This window comes from Pseudonocardia sp. ZF1 (assembly GCF_056835605.1).
The window spans coordinates 5266555-5283687 of record NZ_JAJNBY010000001.1 but is presented as its reverse complement, the minus strand read 5'-3'; the positions used below and the strand labels follow the sequence as shown (position 1 = coordinate 5283687).

Below are 17133 nucleotides of genomic sequence, written 5' to 3'. Positions count from 1 at the left end.
TCGACGCTCGCCCCGTGGCGACCCTACTTCGGATCGGCCCCGCCGGCCGTGGTGTCGGGCACCGGGGAGCCGACGGCCGCGGCGCCGGTGGGGGAGCTCTCGGCCCCGCCGGGCCGGTCCTCGGGACGGCGGCGCGGGCTGGCCACGAACTGCCCCAGGGCGACGCCCGCGGCCAGCGCCAGACCGACGGCCAGCGCGATCGTGATCGTCACCAATCCCTCGGACGGCCCCTCGATCGCCAGCTGGTAGAAGCCGCGGTAGGCGGCCAGACCGGGCAGCAGCGGGGTGACCCCGGCGAGGGTGACGACCATCGGCGGGGTCTGTGTGCCGCGCCGCAGCAGGCCCGCCGCGAGCCCGACGACCAGGGCCGCGGCACCGGTCGCGGGTACCTGGCCGAGCCCGGCGTTCTGCGTGAGCAGGCCGTAGACCAGCCAGCTTGACGCGCCGACCGCGCCGGCGATCGGCAACGACCGCAACGGTGCGTACCCGGCGAGCGCGTAGAACGCCGCCGCCAGCGCACCGGCGACCAGCGAGAGCCCGAACTGGCCCGGTCCCGACGGCAGGTCCCCGGACACCTCGATCTGGGTCCCCATTGCGAGCCCCAGCTGCAGGCCGAGCACGACGCCGGTCAGCAACCCCGCCGACAGCAGTGAGATCTCGACCATGCGGGCGGCCGCGGTCAGGTAGTAGCCGGTCAGGGCGTCCTGCACGGTGGAGACGACGCTCAGCCCGGACAGCAGCACCGTGATGCCCGCGGCGACGATGTAGGACGCCCGGGTGCCCGGCGGGAACACCTCCAGCTGCACCAGGGCGACCGTCGAGGCGGTGACGAGGAAGCCACCGACCACCTGCTGGAAGAACGCTGCGACCCCGCGCCGGGCCAGTACCCGGCCGATCCGGTCGATGATCGCGGTGGTGACGAACGCCGTCGTCGCGGTCAGCGGGCCGCCACCGAGCAGCAGGGCGATCGACGCGGCCAGCGCGGCCCAGCCGAACGTCGCCACCCAGCGGGGGTAGGGGTGCGGGTGCCGCACGACCTCGGAGACCTTCGACGACGCCGCCCGCACGTCGAGCCGACCCGCCTCGACGTCGCGGATGATCGCCTCGGTCTCGGCGAGGCGGGACAGGTCGAGCGTGCGGTAGCGGACCAGCCGCATCGTCGTCACCGGCTGGGCGGCGTTGCCGCGGTGGCAGCACATCGTGATCGAGGTGAACGTGATGTCCACGTCGACCGCCGGCAGACCCGCCAGGTTGGCCAGCCGCAGCATCGTCGCCGTGACCTCGTCGACCGATTCGCCGGAGGACAGCTCGATCTCACCGATCCGCATGCAGAGGTCCAGGACCTCCTGCACACGGGCGTCGTCGGGGACCTGCGGGCCGAGCATGAGCATCGGCACCGTCGACGGACCCGGGGTGAGCAGCCGTTTCGCGTCACGCCGCAGCGCGCCGCGCAGTCGCCGTGCGAACCGGTCGGCCGGCGGCGTCTCCTCGGCCACGATCCCTCCATTCCGTCGTGCGGGTCTGGCGTCGCCCACCAGGCTAGGGGCGGGCCGCCGACCCGCGTCGGGGCGTCGGCCTACCTCACACCGTCCGACGGCCGGGCGGGGTGAGCGGTTGCGACGGAGGGGCGGGTTAGGCTGGGGCCTGCCCGCCGGTGTAGCTCAGTGGTAGAGCAACCGCCTTGTAAGCGGTAGGTCGTCGGTTCGATCCCGACCTCCGGCTCCACGTCCGATCAGCGGTCCGCTCCGGAACGTCTCCGGCAGGACCGCTCGCACGGCTCCCCGTGGTCGAGGCCGTGCCGGCCGGCCGACAGCGTGACGCAGGGCTACGGACGATTCGCGAGACGCCGGATGGCAGGACGACCCTCCACTCTCGCCGGCACCGGTCTCCCCCGGTCACGAGGACCGACCGCTCGGCGATGGCTCACATCACATCACAGCACCGCCGCGTGAGGATCCTGTCCCGATCGTGTCCCACGGCTGTGGAACGGAACGAGACCTTCCGGCAACGGAGGCCTCCTCCGCCGCAGAGACCCCGGCACACCAGGCGGCCGGGCCCGCAGCACGAAGGGAGACCGGACATGACCACCCCGAACACCCCCACGGCGACGACCCCGGGCCCGGCGGTGTCGGGCGCGCTGTCCTCCGGCCGGGGCAGTACCCGGATCGCCGAGGCAGTCGTCGCCGAGATCGCAGGTCCGGCGGCCCGCGAGGTCCGCGGCGTGTACACCCTCGGCGGCGGAGCGGCCCGCATCGCGTGACGTCCACACCGGGCCGGCTCTCGCTCCGGCCGCGCCCCGGGCGCTGAGCTGCGCGCTGCCGGAGGGAATCGGCACCCGGGCCCTGCGGCGAGGTCGACGGCCACCTTCCCCGGCCGTCGGACGGGCGGCATGCGCGCCCGACGGGATCGCCGCCCTGGTCCGTGCATCCGTTGCCTCCGCCGGACGGGCGGCCGAGATCGTCGACGTGATCGAGGGCTGCAGGTGCTCTCCGCGGCGCCGCACCGACCGCCACCGCTCGTCCGCGGCGAGCTCGTGGTGGATCTGCGGGCGATGCGCCCGGCCGCGGTCGGCCCACCCGGCGGACCCGGCATCACCCGATCACCGACGACGAGGTCGAGGAGGACCGAATGAGCGGGCATCATGCCGCTGACGTGCTCGTGGACAGGCCGGGCCCGGGCATCGTGGTGCTGCGGATCGTCGGCGAGGTCGACGCCGCACGCGTGCCGGAGCTGCGGCGCACGGTCATCGCGCTCGTACCGGACCCGGCTCCGACCCGGTTGTGCGTGGACCTGACCGCGGTGGGCTACCTGGACTCCCATGGTCTGGACCTGCTGGTGCGCACCCACCGGCTCGCGCGTGCCCACGGGATCGACATGCGCGTGGTCGTGTCGGGGAACCGTGCACTCGAACGTCTCGTCGCGGTCAGCGGCATCGAGCGCGTGCTGCATCTCGCCGACGACGTCACGCAGGCGATCGCACCTGACACGGAGCCGGCCGAGCACGACCGGGCGCCCACCCCCCACACGACCTGGACAGCTCGCGACGACGAGAGAGGAGAGGGCCCATGACCGACCCCCGACCAGAACATCCTGACCACCTCAGCGTCCCACTCGCCGACGCGGTTCGGGCTTGTCCGGGTGTCGTCGATCTCCACGGCGGGCCCTTCGGCACCGTCGCCACCCATCTGCCGGGACGGCGGGTCGTGGGTGTCCGCCTCGGCGTCGACCCGGGGAGCGCCGGGCGGACGGGCGCGGACGCCCGACACTCCACGCATGTCGACGTCCACGTCGTCGGCCGCCACCCCCATCCGATCGCCGAGATCGCCGACCAGGTCAGAGCCGCCGTCCGCGGGGTCATCCCCGACGCGGGGATCACGGTGACCGTCGAGGACTACCGGTGACCCCTGCCCGGTGCGCGCCTGAGCCACTGCTCCGCCGGGCGGGACGTCCGTGTGTAGGCAACGATCGTCCCCGTGTCCGTCGCCCCTGTCGCCGGCTCGAGGGCGTCGGCGCTCCCGGCACCGCAACAACGAGTTCCCGAGCCCGACAGGTCGACGTCGACCGTCCAGCCGGAGGTACGGACCCACGTGGCACACGACGACAGCCGGCCCGGCCCCGTCCCGGCGCGGCGTGGCACCGCCCCGAGCGGCTCGACCACCAGGCCGACGACTGGCTCGTCGGCAAGGCCCAGGAGGGCTCGCTCGACGCCTACGAGGCGCTCGTGCGGCGCCACCGCGACCGCATCTACCGGATCGCCCTGCGCATGCTCGGCAACCCCGACGACGCCGAGGACGTCGCCCAGGAGGTCGTCATCCAGCTGTGGACGGCGCTGGCCGGGTTCGCGGGCAAGAGCCTGTTCACCACGTGGCTCTACCGCATCGTGGTGAACCGTTGTCTGGGCACGATCAGGCGTCGCCGTGACGACACACCCCTGACCGACCCGGACATCGTCAGTTCGCCGGGCGCCGACGTCCAGGTGATGGCCAGGAACAGGCTCTCGGCGATGCTGGCGGCGGTCACCGACCTGCCCGCCGAGCAGCGGGCCCCCGTCGTGCTGGTGGACATCGAGCAGCTGGGCTCCGACGAGGCCGCCGCCATCCTCGGCGTCTCCGAACCGACCTTGCGCGGCCGTCTGTACCGAGCCCGCCGCCGGCTCGCCGACACCATGCGGGGGTGGGCATGGCCGAGCACGACCAGCCCGACCACACCGACCGTCGGGACCAGGACACCCTCACCTGCGGCACGGCGGTCGACGCGCTGCTCACCCAGGTCGCCGACGGCCGCGGTGCCGACCGTGACGCGCACCAGCAGGGCTGCGTGCACTGCCAGGCGGCCCTCGCGGAGTACGACAGGCTCCTGTCACCCCTGCGCGACCTGGCCGCCGAGCAGGTGATCGCGCCCGAGGGTCCGATGGAGGAGGCGCTCGCGCGCATCCGCAGCGCGATCGACGACAGCGACTACGCCACGGTCCGTACCGCCGACGGGGTCACCTGCGTCGCCGCGCGGGTGGTCGTCGCCGCCGCGCGGCACTCCGCCGAAGGTGTTCCCGGTGTCCGCGTCGCCCTGAGCCGTGACCTGTCCGGCCACCGCGACTCGGACTCCGAGATCACCGCAGGCGTCGCCGGGGCGAGCACGGCCCTGGAGATCACCCTCGCCGCGGACTTCGGGCGCCCGCTGCACCAGCTCGCCGACGACGTCCGCCGCGCCGTGGTCGCCACGGTCCGCCACCTCACGGACCTCGAACCCGTCCAGGTCACCGTGCTGATCGACGACGTCTTCACCGAACCCTGAGGACCGCGGTGACGTACGCCACCCGGTGGGCGGGTGAGGACGGCGCGTCCGGGACGTCACACGGGGCGACAGGTGACGCAGAAGTGCGGACACCCTGACGATCGGAGCTCCCCATGTGGGTCTTCCTGTCCCGCTGGATCCGGATCTGGCTGCTGTTCGCCGTGGGGGTCCCGCTCCTGAGCTGGCTGCTGGGCGCGCTCGATGCCACCATCGAACGCCGCCGCGGACCGTCGACGGTCACCCGTTTCCTGACCGCGGTCCGGCGGTGGTTGGACAGGCGTGCCCGCGGGCCGTGGGGCCGGGACCGGCGAGCCGGGACCGACCACCGCCACCGCGCGTCGATGCACACAACCTGAGACGCCACTGTCCCCCCGACCGCACGCGCCGCCCTCCCGATCGGCAGTTCACCGGGTGAGCCGTCGACCGGGAGCGGACGGTCGTGTCGTCGTCGTAGGTTCTGCTGACGGGGGTACGGGAGCGAGCGAACGGCCCAGCCGAGGAGAAGTGGCGTCCATCAGAGTGGTGTGCGACCGGCCCGGTGACGGGCGGAGCCTCGTGTAGGGCGGCCACCGCGTGATCTTCTTGAACACCTCTCACAGAACTCAAGAAGGACGACCACGCGATGACCGCACCCTCCAGTATCGACCCCACCCGGTTCCTGCACGAGCAGCTGGCCCAGGCGAGTCCGGACCTGCTGCGTCAGATGCTGACCACCTTCATCAACACCCTGATGTCCGCGGAGGCCGACGCCGTGTGCGGCGCCGACTACGGCGAGCGCACCGACGACCGGGTCAACGTGCGCAACGGCTACCGGCACCGCGAGTTCGACACCCGCGCCGGCACCCTCGACGTCGCGGTCCCCAAGCTGCGTACGGGCTCCTACTTCCCGGACTGGCTTCTCGAGCGCCGCCGCCGCGCCGAACGGGCCCTGACCACGGTCGTGGCGACCTGCTACCTGCTCGGGGTATCGACCCGGCGGATGGAGAAACTCGTCGACTCGCTCGGCATCACCCGGTTGTCGAAGTCGCAGGTGTCGGTGATGGCCGCCGACCTCGACGCCCACGTCGCCGAGTTCCGTGCCCGCCCGCTCGATGCGGGTCCCTACACCTTCGTCGCCGCCGATGCCCTGGTGCTCAAGGTCCGTGAGGGCGGCCGGGTCGTGAACGTGCACGCCCTGCTCGCCACCGGGGTCAACGCTGACGGTCACCGGGAGATCCTCGGCCTGCAGGTCACCTCCGCCGAAGACGGCGCCGGCTGGCTGGGCTTCTTCCGCGATCTGACCGCCCGCGGCCTGACCGGGGTCCGCCTGGTCACCTCCGACGCGCACGCCGGGCTGGTCGCCGCGATCGGGGCGACGTTGCCCGGAGCATCGTGGCAGCGGTGCCGCACCCACTATGTGGCGAACCTGATGTCGGCGACACCGAAGGCGAGCTGGCCGTGGGTGAAAACGTTGCTGCACTCGGTCTACGACCAACCCGACGCCAGCTCCGTGCATGCCCAGTTCGACCGGATCCACAGTGCTCTCGACGAGAAGTTCCCCCAGGTCGCAGCCCACCTCGACGAAGCACGCGCCGACGTGCTCGCGTTCACCGCGTTCCCGAAGGAGGTGTGGCGACAGATCTGGTCGAACAACCCCACAGAACGCCTCAACCGCGAGATCCGCCGCCGCACCGACGTCGTCGGGATCTTCCCCGACCGCGACTCACTGATCCGCCTCGTCGGCGCGGTCCTGGCCGAGCAGCACGACGAGTGGACCGAAGGACGCCGCTACCTCGGCCTCGACGTCCTCGCCAGAGCCCGCGCAGCCACCGACCCCAGCCCCACCGACGACCACGAGGAGACCATCCCGACCCCAACTATCCCGGCGCTCAGCGCCTGACCCAGCAAGATCACGCGTCAGCCGTCACACACCACGCCCGGGGACTTGACCCGAGGAGATACCCCTTCCACACAGGGGGGCCAGCCGGACTGTGCCGACGCCGGCCACTCGATGTAGTGGAGCCATGACGACACTCGATGCGGCGCCGGCTCCCACGAAGAGCGGGCCCGCACCCGTCCTGGACGGCAAGCGCCCACCCGGCGAGATGTTCCTGGTGGGGCTGTTCGTCGTGCTGCCGACCCTGGCGCTGTTCGCGGCCGTCCCTCTCGCCTGGAGCGTGGGCTTCCTCGGCTGGACCGACGTCGTACTGGCGTTCGTCCTCTACTACGTGAGCTGCCTCGGCGTCACGGTCGGGTTCCACCGGTACTTCACCCACGGCGCGTTCAAGGCGAAGCGCCCGCTGCGGATCGCGCTGGCGATCGCGGGCAGCCTGTCGCTGCAGGGCAGCGTGCTCGACTGGGTCGGTGACCACCGCCGGCACCACGCGTTCTCCGACAAGGAGGGCGACCCGCACTCGCCGTGGCTCTACGGCACCGGCCCGATGGCCCTGGTCAAGGGCTTCTGGCACGCCCACCTGGGCTGGCTGTTCCAGCGCGACCTGACCAACATGAAGCGGTTCGCCCCGGACCTGCTGGAGGACCGCGACATCGCCCGTGTCGACAAGGCGTTCCCGCTGATCGTCGTCGCGAGCCTGCTCGGCCCGGCACTGCTCGGCGGTCTGATCTCGATGTCCTGGTGGGGTGCGCTGACCGCGCTGTTCTGGGCGGGCTTCGTCCGCGTCGCGGTGCTGCACCACGTCACGTGGTCGATCAACTCGATCTGCCACATCTGGGGCGAGCGCCCGTTCGCGGCGCGTGACCGGTCCGCCAACGTCTGGTGGCTGGCCCTGCTGTCCTGCGGCGAGTCGTGGCACAACCTGCACCACGCCGACCCGACCTGCGCCCGGCACGGCGTGAAGAAGGGCCAGATCGACATCTCCGCCGTGGTCATCCGCGGTTTCGAGAAGGCGGGCTGGGCGACGAACGTCCGCTGGCCCACCACCCGTCGCCTGGAGCGCCTCGCGGCGAAGTGACGACCGGCGGCGACGCCGACGGTGGCCCGTCGGCTTCGTCGCGTGCGAGGATCGCGGTGTGGCCACGACCTTCGCACTGATCTACACCTACACCGACGACACGGAGCTCCGGGACGCCACGCGTCCGGCCCACCGTGACTACCTGCGCCCCCTCGCCGAGGACGGGACGATGCTCGTCGCCGGCGCCTGGGCCCCGGGTGAGGACCCGGGCGGCCTGCTGATCTTCCGCGTCGAGGACCGGGCCGCGGTGCAGGCGATCGTCGACGCGGACCCGTTCTCCACGGCCGGCGTCGTCGCCCGCGCCGAGATCCGCGAGTGGGCGCCGCCGCTGGGCCCGCTGGCCGGGGCGCTGACCGGGCAGGCGTAGGCACCCTTCCCCCGCACCACGACGGCGGACGGCCCGGGACCATCCTCCCGGGCCGTCCGCCGTCGGCGTTCCCCATCCCGGTCGGGCAGGGAATCTTGACAACTGTCCAGATTCCCGCCACGGTCGTCGCTGTCCGCAACGGTGCAGATCCGGGGAGCCGCGATGTCGCTGACCTACTACCTCGACAAGGGCGTCTCCCTCGATCCCGCGGCCCCCTGCCTGACCCTCGACGGCACGTCGCTGTCCTACGGCGACGTCGTCGATCTCTCGCACGCCGTCGCGCGGGCGCTGCGACGCTCCGGCGTCGCGCCGGGGGACAAGGTCGGCATCCTCTCGGCGAACGACCCGACCGCGTTCTCCTGCGTGTTCGGCATCGCCCGCGCCGGCGCGGTGTGGTGCCCGATCAACCCGCGGAACGCGGCGGACGAGACCGCCGAGCTGCTCGACCTGTTCGACTGCACCACGCTGATCTACCAGCCCTCCTTCGACGGCCTGGTCGCCGAGATCGCCCCGGACCTCCCGCAGCTGACCACCCTGGTGCGCCTCGGCGACCCGGGCCCGGACGGGCGGGCCGAGGCCTTCGACGCCTGGCTCGACGCCGCCCGCGACGACCCGTCCGCCGAGGCGGCACCGCCCGACGAGATCGTGGCGCTGGTCGGCACCGGCGGCACCACCGGGCGTCCCAAGGGCGTGCTGCTGACCGACCGCAACGTCGAGACGATGTCGGCGATCACGCTGATGAGCTACCCGTTCGACGAGCGGCCGGTCTACCTCGCGCTGGCGCCGCTGACCCACGCCGCGGGCGTCCTGTGCTTCCCGGTGATGGCCCGCGGCGGCGAGGTCGTGATCATGGCGAAGCCCGACGTCGGCCGGTTCCTGGAGCTGATCGAGGCGCACCGGGTGACGCACACGTTCCTGCCGCCGACGCTGATCTACATGGTGCTCGGCCACGAGGCGCTCGACGCGACGGACCTGTCGTCGCTGCAGTGCTTCTGGTACGGCGCGGCCCCGATGTCGGTGGCCCGGCTGACCGAGGCGCTGGACCGGATCGGGCCGATGGCGCAGCTGTTCGGCCAGTCCGAGGCCCCCATGATGATCTCGACGATGTCGCCCGCCGAGCACCGTCGCGCCGACGGGAGCGTCGCCACCGAACGGCTGGCCTCGGCCGGGCGGCCGTCGCCGCTGGTCACCGTCGCGATCCTGGACCAGCAGGGGAGCCCGGTCCCGCGGGGTGAGCGCGGCGAGATCTGCGTCCGCGGCTCGCTGGTGATGGCCGGCTACCACCGCAACCCCGAGGCCACCGCGGAGGTGTCCGCGCACGGCTGGCACCACACCGGCGACATCGGCCTGCTCGACGACGACGGCTTCCTGCACATCGTCGACCGGGCCAAGGACATGGTCATCTCCGGCGGCTTCAACGTGTACTCCGCCGAGGTGGAGCAGGCTCTGATGGCGCACGACGCCGTCCGGGACTGCGCGGTGGTCGGCCTGCCCGACGAGAAGTGGGGCGAACGGGTGACCGCGGTGGTCCAGCCCCAGCCCGGTGCCGAGATCGACACCGAGGAACTGGTCGCGTTCGTCAAGGCGCGCATCGGTTCCGTGAAGGCCCCCAAGCAGGTCGAGCTCTGGACCGATCTTCCGCGCTCGACTGTGGGTAAAGTTCTGAAGAACGAGATCAGGGTCACACTCTCCCGTTAGCGACACTGTCATGCCGCAAGGAGGCAGCATCACATGAAGCTCGCTTTGTACCTCCCCAACTTCCGCGACCTCGTCACGGTCAAGGAGCTGGAGGACCTCACCGCGCTCGCCGAGGACCTGGACTTCGACTCGGTCTGGACGCTCGACCGGATCGTCGTCCCGGAGAAGTCCGACCGCCAGGAGCTGCAGTACTCCTTCGGCATGATGGACGGGCTGCCGAACGCCCTGCCGGTGTCCTCGCGCGGCAAGTGGTTCCAGGGCTACCCGCTGATCCCGTGGCTCGCCGCCAAGACCACCAAGGTCCGCATCGGGATGAGCATCATCGACACGCCGTTCCGCTCGCCCGGCGTCCTCGCCGCGGAGCTGGCGACCATCGACCACCTCTCCGGCGGCCGGCTGAACGTCGGCGTCGGCTCCGGCTGGATGCCCGAGGAGTTCGCCGCGGCGAGCGCCGCCCACATCTTCCCGAAGCGCCACAAGCACGTGCGCGAGTCGATCGAGATCATGCAGGGCATCTGGGATAAGAACGCCGACCACTACGAGTTCCACGGCGAGTTCGCCGACTTCGACGCGTGCGGCTTCGGGCACAAGCCGCTGCAGGACCCGCGCCCGCCGATCTTCATGAGCGGCCTCAAGGACCCGCTGCGCTCGGCGCGCCGGATCACCAAGTACGACCTCGACGGCTGGATCGGCATCCAGGACTCGCCCGAGGGCCTCGCCAAGTGGATCACGGCCATCGACGAGCAGTTCGAGGAGATCGGCAGCCCGAAGCGGGCCAAGGACCTCGAGATCTGCTCGATGATCTGGACGGTCATCACCGACGAGGAGGTCGACCAGACCGTCAACGGCGTCGCGTCGAACCTGCTGGTGGGCACCGAGAAGCAGCTCACCGACCGGCTCAAGGCGTACAAGGAGGCGGGCATGACCATGCCGCTGATCTGGCCGCCGTTCGCCGACGTCCCGGTGTCGAAGACGCTCGACGACCTCAAGCGGATCAAGAACGACATCATGCCGAAGGTGCTCGCCTCCTGAGCGCCCCGAGCCGGGTGTCGCCCGGCGATTCCGCCGTGGGCTGACCGCGGCACCGCACCGCAGCACCGCGTCGGCGGGTCCACCTCCCGGGTGGGTCCGCCGACGCGCGGGACGCCCCCACGGAGGAGACACCGATGACCGACGTCCTCTGGAGCCCGTCGGCGGAGCGCATCGAGCGGTCCGCGTTGCGCGCCTACCTGGACTGGCTGGCCGAGCGGGAGGGCCGCCCGTTCGACGATCACGACGCCCTGCACGCGTGGTCGGTCGCCGACGTCGACCGGTTCTGGCGTTCGGTCGTCGACCACTACGACGTCGCGTTCTCGACGCCGTGGGAGCAGGTCCGCACCGCGGACGCCATGCCGCACACCCGGTGGTTCACCGGGGCCCGGCTGAACTGGGCCGAGCACGCGCTGCGCCGCGGCGCCGACGACGACCCCGCCCTGGTGTGCGTGCAGGAGGGCGGTGCGCCCGCCCGGGAGATCACCCGCGGCGGGCTCCGCCGGTCGGTCGCGGCCGCCGCCGGCTGGCTGCGCCGGGCCGGGGTGCGCCCCGGGGACCGGGTCTGCGCCTACCTGCCCAACACCGAGCACGCCGTGATCGGGCTGCTGGCCGCGGCCGCGGTCGGCGCGGTCTGGTCGTGCTGCTCACCGGACTTCGGCGCCGAGGGCACCATCGGCCGGCTCGCCCAGCTCGAACCGACCGTGCTCGTCGTCGCCGACGGCTACCACTGGAACGGCCGCGAGGTCGACCGCGCCGACGTCGTCGCGCGGCTGCGGGCCGAGCTGCCGACCGTGCGCCACGTCGTGGCCGTCCCCTACGTGTTCGACCGGCCCGCCCCCGAGGGCACGACGCCGTGGGACGAGCTGCTCGCCGTCGACGCCGAGCCGGAGTTCACGCAGGTCGAGTTCTCGCACCCGCTGTGGGTGCTGTTCACCTCCGGCACCACCGGCCTGCCGAAGGGCCTCGTGCACGGCCACGGCGGCATCACCCTCGAGGGCCTGAAGTGGTCCGGGCTGTACTGCGGCCTGCGGGCCGGCGAGCGCATGTTCACCTACACCTCCACCGGCTGGGCGCTGTGGAACATGCAGCTCGGGGCGCTCACCCAGGGCGCGAGCATCGTGCTCTACGAGGGCAGCCCCGGCCACCCGCCGGGCGCGGTCTGGGAGGTCGCCGCCCGGACCGGCGCCGACGTCGTCCTGATGGGGGCGGCCGTCGTCACCGCGACGGCGAACACCGGGGTGTCCCCGCGCGCCGAGCACGACCTGTCCCGGCTGCGGCACGTCATGGTCAGCGGCTCGGCGCTGCCGCCCGCCGGCTACGACTGGCTGTACTCCCACGTCAGCCCGGACATGCGGATCGACTCGACCAGTGGCGGCACCGACGTCTCCGGCTCGTTCGTCGGCGCGAACGAGTACTCCCCGGTCCGGGCCGGGCGGATCGGCGGCCGGCTCGCGGGCGTCGACTGTGCGGCCTGGGACGAGGACGGGAACCCGGTCGTCGACGAGGTCGGGGACCTGGTGGTCCTCCAGCCGATGCCGTCGATGCCGGTGCACCTGTGGAACGACCCGGACGCCGAGCGCTACACCGACTCCTACTTCGACACCTGGCCCGGTGTGTGGCGGCACGGGGACTGGGTGACCCTGCACGCCGACGGCAGCGTCTCCATCCACGGCCGCTCGGACTCCACCCTCAACCGGCAGGGCGTCCGGCTGGGCAGCGGCGACTTCTACGACGTCCTCGACACGATGGAGGAGATCGACGAGGCGCTGGTCGTCGGCGTCGATCTCCCCGACGACGAGTACTGGCTGGGCCTGTTCGTCGTCCCCGCGCAGGGTCACGCCCTCGACGACGACCTGCGGGCCACGATCGTGTCCACCCTGCGGTCCCGGCTGACGCCGCGGCACGTCCCGGACGAGATCGTCGAGGCCCCCGCAGTGCCGCACACGCTGAGCGGGAAGCGGCTGGAGGTGCCGATCAAGAAGCTGATGGCGGGCCGTCCGCTGGAGAAGGCCGCGAACATCGCCTCGGTCGACGACCCGGACGCGTTGCGCTGGTATGCCCGGTTCGCCGCGGACCGGCGGGCGTAGCGGTGCGGCTGGGCGCGACGCTCGCGCACCTGTCCGACGCGCCGCCGTACCCGGTCGCCGGGTGGGCCCGGCGACTCGCCGGCGCCGGTTTCGCGCACCTGTGGGCGCCGGAGATCATCGGCCGTGGACGGCTGGTGCCCGACCCGTTCGTCGCACTGGCCGTCGCAGCCGGCGCCACCGACGGCGTCGGCCTGTCGACGGGCACGGTGCAGGTCCCGCTGCACCACCCGGCCGAACTGGCCCACCGGATGCTGTCGCTGCAGGCGGTCTGCGGGGACCGGCTCGCGCTCGGGGTGAGTCCCGGCTCGACCCGCGACGACTACGCCGCCCTCGACCGGGACCACCGGACCCGTTTCCGGACCTTCGACGAGAACGTGGTCCGGTTGCGTGAGCTGCTGGAACGCGGCGGCGACGCCGACGCCCGGCTCGCGGACGCCCCCACCGCCCGGCCGCCGCTGCTGCTGGGGTCGTGGGGCGCGAACGTCGAGAAGGCCGCCCGGTCCTTCGACGGCTGGCTCGCCTCCGGCTACCGCACCACGCCGGACGAGATGGTGGAGGCGCTCGGCCGCTACCGGGCGGCCGGGGGCGGCGGCGGTCGCGCGGTCGCCTACGCCCTCCCGGTGCCCGCGGGGGCCGACCTCGGGCGCCTGCGGGACGACCTGGCCCGCTACGCCGACGCGGGCTTCGACGACGCCGTCGTGGTCATCGGGCCGGGCGGCCCGGACCCCGACAGGGTCCGGGCGCTACTGCCGTAGCCCGGTCTCAGCGGCGCTCGACGTGGGCGCGCACCGAGTCGCCGTCGTCGGAGAGCCAGCCCTTGCTCCGGGCGTAACCGAGCATCCCGGCGAGGTCGTCCTCCCAGTCCGGGCCGACCCGGCCCGCCGCCAGCCTGCGGACCGCGTCGACGCGCACCAGGACGTGCCCGCCGTCGTCGGCGACCTCGCCGAGACCGGTGCTGCGCACGGTGTCGGCGAGCGTGTCCTCGGTCAGGTCCGCGGGGGCGACGACATGGAAGCTCCGCACGTCATCCGGGTCGACGAGCTCGACGTCGCCGGGGGTGATCCGGAAGTACATGCACCGAGGCTAGCCCGCGGCGTGGCGCGGTGGACGGTGTCGCGTCGCCGGATCCGGCTCAGCCCGCGAGCTTCCCGGCGACGGTGACCACGCGGGTGGCGAGGTGGTCGAGAGCCGCATTGTCGGCCTCACCGAGCGGGGCGTCGTTGTCCGCCCCGGTCACGTGCGAGGCGCCGTAGGGGTTGCCGTCGACGAACTTGGTCGGGTCGGTGTACCCGGGCGCGACGACGATCCCGCCGAAGTGGTGGATCGTGTTGTACAGCGCGAGCAGCGTGGACTCCTGGCCGCCGTGCAGGGTCTGGCTGGCGGTGAACCCGGCGTAGACCTTGTCGGCGAGCAGGCCCTGGCCCCACTGCGGGCCGAGCGAGTCGATGAAGGTCTTCAGCTGGCCCGCGATGTTGCCGTAGCGGGTGGGCGAGCCGAACAGGACCGCGTCGGCCCACACGATGTCGTCGGCGGTCGCGGCGGTGACCTCCGGGGCGGCCTCGGCGTGCGCGGCCTGCGCGTCGGTGGCCTCGCGCTCACCGGTGGTCGCCTCGCGGGCGACGCGGCGCAGGCGCACCTCGGCGCCCGCCTTCTCGCCGGCCTGCGCGGCCCGGTGGGCCATCGCGTCGACGGTGCCGGTGGCGGAGTAGTAGACGACGGCGAGCTTGACGGTGCTCATGGTTCCTCCGGTAGATGTGAGGGGAGGAGCCCGGTACGGCACTGGACCCGGCTCGGTACCTCCGTCGCGTTCCCGGTGGGGGCGACCGGCATGCGTCCCGGTCGCCCCCGTCACTCCGTCCCGGACTCAGCCCTTCGAGCCGCCGAACGCGTCCTTCACGTTGCCCGCGGCGTCCTTCAGCTTCTCGCCGGCGTCCTTCAGCGACGCCTTCGACTGCTCGGCCTTGCCCTCGGCCTGGAGCTCCCGGTCGCCGGTGGCCGCGCCGGTCTTCTCCTTGGCGACGCCCACGGCGTTCTCGGCCTTGTTCGTGACCTTGTCGGTGAACGACACGACTGCCTCCTCGATGGACTGGTCGTTCGAGGATGGTCGCCCCGCCGTCCTCACGCGGACGTGACACACGTCACTCAGGACGCGATGCGGTCCACCCGGCCGGGCACCGGGCCGATCCGGCCCCGTCCGTCGGTCCGGTGCAGCGCGGCGACGGCGGCGAGGTCGGCCCCGTCGAGGGTGAACCCGGCGAGATCGCGGTTGGCGGCGATGCGCCCCGCGTCGTCGGACTTCGGGACGGCGACGGTGCCCTGCTGCAGGTGCCAGCGCAGGACCACCTGGGCGGGGGTGACGCCGTGCCGGTCGGCGATCCGGGCCAGGACCGGCTCGCCGAGGACCGCGCCGCGGCCCAGCGGGCTCCAGGCGCCGGTGACGATGCCCAGCGCGGCGTGCACCGCGCGCTGCTCCGGCTGCTGGTGGTGCGGGTGCAGCTCGACCTGGTTGAGCGCCGGGAGCCGACCGCCGAGCGAGCGGAGCCTGCGCAGGTGCGACGGTCGGAAGTTCGACACCCCGACCGCGCGGGTGCGGCCCTCGGCCAGCAGCTGCTCCATCGCCTCCCAGGTCGACAGGCAGTGCCCGAGGTCGTCGTTGGGCCAGTGCACGAGCAGCAGGTCGACGTGGTCGAGCCCCAGCCGGTCCAGGCTGCGCCGTGCCGCGCCCAGCGCGTCGGGGCGGTCGCCGTCGACGTTCCAGACCTTGGTGGTCACGAACAGCTCGGAGCGGGGCAGGCCGGAACCGGCCAGCGCGGCGCCGACGCCGGTCTCGTTCTCGTAGACGGCGGCGGTGTCGATGCTGCGGTAGCCCTGCGCGAGCGCCTCGGCGACGGCGGCGTGGGCGTCGCGGGACTCGGACACACCGAACCCGAGACGGGGCATGGCGACGCCCCCGTTCAGGAGCACGGTGTCGTCGGTGTGGGTCACCGGGAGGGTCCTCTCGACTGCGGGTGGCGACGGCGGCGTCGGAGGTGGTCACCCCGTCCAGCGTCCGGCCCGGCGCCGGTGTTCCCCGCGGTGGGCCGCCTCACGGCCCGTCCGGGGCCGCCGCGCGCTCGTCGATCCGGGCCTGGATGCCCGCGTCGGAGCAGAACCCGCGACCGTGCCGCTTGAGGCAGAGCAGCCCGAGCAGCCGGCCGGCGTCGTCGACGACGGCGACCCGCCGCCGCCCGGCGTCGGCCATCGCCGCCCAGGTCGAGGCCAGGTCGTCGCCGGCGTGGGCCACCCGCCCGCCGAGCGTCCCGAGGGGCGCGGCGGGCTCGTCCGGTCCGGCCCCGGTCAGGTCGGCCCGGTCGACCACCGCGAGCAGCCGTCCCGCGTCGAGGACCAGCAGCGAGTGCACCTTGGGTCGCTCGAACGCCGCCCACGCCTGCGCGACGGTCGTCGCCGGTCCACAGGTCTTGGGGAAGGTGTGCATGGCCGCGGCCACGCGCACCCCGTCCGGTGCGGTGCTCGGTGCGGTGCTCATCGCGTCCCTCCCCTCTCCACGCGGGTTACCCGGCCTCACTCCGGCCGGAACACGGCGAGTGCCGTGGCCAGCATCGAGTAGTACCCGGTCAGCCACACCAGCGCCGCGAGGGTGTCCCGGCCCAGCGCCCGCAGCGCGGTGGCGTAGGCGCCGTCCCCCAGGTCGTGCCGGGTGAGCAGGGCCCGCACGGTGGTCAGCGCGACCCGCTCGGCCTCGTCGAGGCCGTCGGGGACGCCGCCGTCGAGCAGGGCCTGCAGCTGCGCCCCGGACAGCCCGGTGTCGCGGGCGAGGCCCTCGTGCGCGGACCACTCGAAGGCCGACCCGTGGTGCACGGCGACGGCGAGAACGGCGAGCTCACGCAGCCGGGGCGGGAGGTCGTCGTCGGTGCGCAGGGCCGCGCCGACCTGCTGCACGGCGTCGCCGATGCGCGGGGAGAACAGCATCGTCGCGAACGGGCCGAGCAGGCGGCCGGCGTCGTCGACCAGCGGGACCCGGGCCTGCGCTCCGCGCGGGCCGGTCGCGATGCGGGCGTGCAGCGCGGCGCGCCCGGGGTCCAGCCCGGCCGGGTCCGACGGCGCGGTCCGCGGGTGGACCGGCGGTCGGGGCCTGCCGCGCAGGTCGGCGGGCGTCGTGGCGTCGCTGGTCGTCACCGGTCCAGGTTACGGACGCCGGCGACGGGCC

Annotated in this window: 19 protein-coding genes, 1 tRNA gene and 1 pseudogene; 14 read left to right on the top strand and 7 right to left on the bottom strand. The window is 73.0% G+C overall.

Translation table 11 applies throughout. From position 1 onward, the window contains the following. Window positions 1-23: 23 nt before the first annotated feature. Window positions 24-1496 carry a threonine/serine exporter family protein gene (locus tag ZF1_RS25390; protein WP_405421241.1) on the bottom strand — a complete coding sequence of 491 codons (1473 nt, stop codon included), beginning with the start codon at window positions 1494-1496 and terminating at the stop codon, window positions 24-26. Between the two features lie 154 nt (window positions 1497-1650). Here ZF1_RS25390 and ZF1_RS25385 point away from each other — a divergent pair. The 14 genes and pseudogenes from ZF1_RS25385 (at window position 1651) to ZF1_RS25320 (ending at window position 13681) form a co-directional block, all read left to right on the top strand. Then, window positions 1651-1725 (top strand) — tRNA-Thr (locus tag ZF1_RS25385). 355 nt (window positions 1726-2080) lie between these two features. Beyond that, window positions 2081-2260, top strand: a complete 180-nt coding sequence (locus ZF1_RS25380) for a hypothetical protein (RefSeq protein WP_482638507.1) — start codon at window positions 2081-2083, stop codon at window positions 2258-2260. A 368-nt stretch (window positions 2261-2628) separates the two neighbouring features. After that, window positions 2629-3069: an STAS domain-containing protein gene (locus ZF1_RS25375; protein WP_083474382.1), complete on the top strand. Its 441-nt coding sequence runs from the start codon at window positions 2629-2631 to the stop codon at window positions 3067-3069. 134 nt (window positions 3070-3203) lie between these two features. After that, window positions 3204-3401 (top strand): hypothetical protein, encoded by a 198-nt coding sequence (locus ZF1_RS25370; protein ID WP_062398389.1) that lies wholly within the window; start codon window positions 3204-3206, stop codon window positions 3399-3401. A 362-nt stretch (window positions 3402-3763) separates the two neighbouring features. Further along, a pseudogene (locus tag ZF1_RS25365) lies at window positions 3764-4102 on the top strand (RNA polymerase sigma factor); the annotation flags it as partial. A 77-nt stretch (window positions 4103-4179) separates the two neighbouring features. Then, the gene (locus ZF1_RS25360) at window positions 4180-4791 is read left to right on the top strand and encodes an Asp23/Gls24 family envelope stress response protein (RefSeq protein ID WP_482638506.1); all 612 of its coding nucleotides are present in this window, start codon (window positions 4180-4182) and stop codon (window positions 4789-4791) included. Window positions 4792-4904: 113 nt separating this feature from the next. Next, complete coding sequence (locus ZF1_RS25355; protein ID WP_482638505.1) at window positions 4905-5147, top strand: hypothetical protein; 243 nt, start codon at window positions 4905-4907, stop codon at window positions 5145-5147. Between the two features lie 266 nt (window positions 5148-5413). Continuing rightward, entirely contained in the window at window positions 5414-6670 is a 1257-nt protein-coding gene (locus tag ZF1_RS25350; protein WP_482636365.1) for an IS256 family transposase, read from the top strand. Window positions 6671-6794: 124 nt separating this feature from the next. Then, window positions 6795-7742 (top strand): acyl-CoA desaturase, encoded by a 948-nt coding sequence (locus ZF1_RS25345; RefSeq protein ID WP_482638504.1) that lies wholly within the window; start codon window positions 6795-6797, stop codon window positions 7740-7742. A gap of 58 nt (window positions 7743-7800) precedes the next feature. Continuing rightward, complete coding sequence (locus tag ZF1_RS25340; RefSeq protein ID WP_482638503.1) at window positions 7801-8109, top strand: YciI family protein; 309 nt, start codon at window positions 7801-7803, stop codon at window positions 8107-8109. Window positions 8110-8271: 162 nt separating this feature from the next. Continuing rightward, entirely contained in the window at window positions 8272-9807 is a 1536-nt protein-coding gene (locus ZF1_RS25335; protein WP_482638502.1) for an acyl-CoA synthetase, read from the top strand. Window positions 9808-9840: 33 nt separating this feature from the next. After that, entirely contained in the window at window positions 9841-10839 is a 999-nt protein-coding gene (locus tag ZF1_RS25330; RefSeq protein WP_346105796.1) for an LLM class flavin-dependent oxidoreductase, read from the top strand. A gap of 134 nt (window positions 10840-10973) precedes the next feature. Then, a complete protein-coding gene (locus tag ZF1_RS25325) occupies window positions 10974-12926 on the top strand; it encodes an acetoacetate--CoA ligase (protein ID WP_482638501.1) in 1953 nt (650 codons plus the stop codon). 2 nt (window positions 12927-12928) lie between these two features. Beyond that, the gene (locus ZF1_RS25320; protein ID WP_482638500.1) at window positions 12929-13681 is read left to right on the top strand and encodes an LLM class flavin-dependent oxidoreductase; all 753 of its coding nucleotides are present in this window, start codon (window positions 12929-12931) and stop codon (window positions 13679-13681) included. 7 nt (window positions 13682-13688) lie between these two features. Here the strand turns inward: ZF1_RS25320 and ZF1_RS25315 are convergent, their stop codons facing one another. From ZF1_RS25315 to ZF1_RS25290, 6 genes are all read right to left on the bottom strand, one after another. Next, the gene (locus tag ZF1_RS25315; RefSeq protein ID WP_482638499.1) at window positions 13689-14000 is read right to left on the bottom strand and encodes a hypothetical protein; all 312 of its coding nucleotides are present in this window, start codon (window positions 13998-14000) and stop codon (window positions 13689-13691) included. Window positions 14001-14058: 58 nt separating this feature from the next. Further along, on the bottom strand, window positions 14059-14664 hold the full coding sequence (locus ZF1_RS25310) for an NAD(P)H-dependent oxidoreductase (protein WP_308817178.1): 606 nt from the start codon (window positions 14662-14664) through the stop codon (window positions 14059-14061). A 126-nt stretch (window positions 14665-14790) separates the two neighbouring features. Beyond that, a complete protein-coding gene (locus tag ZF1_RS25305; RefSeq protein ID WP_405421362.1) occupies window positions 14791-14994 on the bottom strand; it encodes a CsbD family protein in 204 nt (67 codons plus the stop codon). 74 nt (window positions 14995-15068) lie between these two features. Then, entirely contained in the window at window positions 15069-15911 is an 843-nt protein-coding gene (locus tag ZF1_RS25300; protein WP_405421364.1) for an aldo/keto reductase, read from the bottom strand. Window positions 15912-16011: 100 nt separating this feature from the next. Continuing rightward, window positions 16012-16452 carry a CBS domain-containing protein gene (locus tag ZF1_RS25295; protein WP_073576711.1) on the bottom strand — a complete coding sequence of 147 codons (441 nt, stop codon included), beginning with the start codon at window positions 16450-16452 and terminating at the stop codon, window positions 16012-16014. Between the two features lie 35 nt (window positions 16453-16487). Then, a complete protein-coding gene (locus ZF1_RS25290; RefSeq protein ID WP_482638498.1) occupies window positions 16488-17102 on the bottom strand; it encodes a carboxymuconolactone decarboxylase family protein in 615 nt (204 codons plus the stop codon). Window positions 17103-17133 lie beyond the last annotated feature (31 nt).

Coding starts and splice junctions, on each gene's coding strand:
- ZF1_RS25345 (WP_482638504.1), top strand. CDS start 6,795: ATGACGACACTCGATGCGGCGCCGGCTCCCACGAAGAGCGGGCCCGCA.
- ZF1_RS25315 (WP_482638499.1), bottom strand. CDS start 14,000: ATGTACTTCCGGATCACCCCCGGCGACGTCGAGCTCGTCGACCCGGAT.
- ZF1_RS25325 (WP_482638501.1), top strand. CDS start 10,974: ATGACCGACGTCCTCTGGAGCCCGTCGGCGGAGCGCATCGAGCGGTCC.
- ZF1_RS25295 (WP_073576711.1), bottom strand. CDS start 16,452: ATGAGCACCGCACCGAGCACCGCACCGGACGGGGTGCGCGTGGCCGCG.
- ZF1_RS25360 (WP_482638506.1), top strand. CDS start 4,180: ATGGCCGAGCACGACCAGCCCGACCACACCGACCGTCGGGACCAGGAC.
- ZF1_RS25375 (WP_083474382.1), top strand. CDS start 2,629: ATGAGCGGGCATCATGCCGCTGACGTGCTCGTGGACAGGCCGGGCCCG.
- ZF1_RS25330 (WP_346105796.1), top strand. CDS start 9,841: ATGAAGCTCGCTTTGTACCTCCCCAACTTCCGCGACCTCGTCACGGTC.
- ZF1_RS25380 (WP_482638507.1), top strand. CDS start 2,081: ATGACCACCCCGAACACCCCCACGGCGACGACCCCGGGCCCGGCGGTG.
- ZF1_RS25350 (WP_482636365.1), top strand. CDS start 5,414: ATGACCGCACCCTCCAGTATCGACCCCACCCGGTTCCTGCACGAGCAG.
- ZF1_RS25335 (WP_482638502.1), top strand. CDS start 8,272: ATGTCGCTGACCTACTACCTCGACAAGGGCGTCTCCCTCGATCCCGCG.
- ZF1_RS25310 (WP_308817178.1), bottom strand. CDS start 14,664: ATGAGCACCGTCAAGCTCGCCGTCGTCTACTACTCCGCCACCGGCACC.
- ZF1_RS25355 (WP_482638505.1), top strand. CDS start 4,905: ATGTGGGTCTTCCTGTCCCGCTGGATCCGGATCTGGCTGCTGTTCGCC.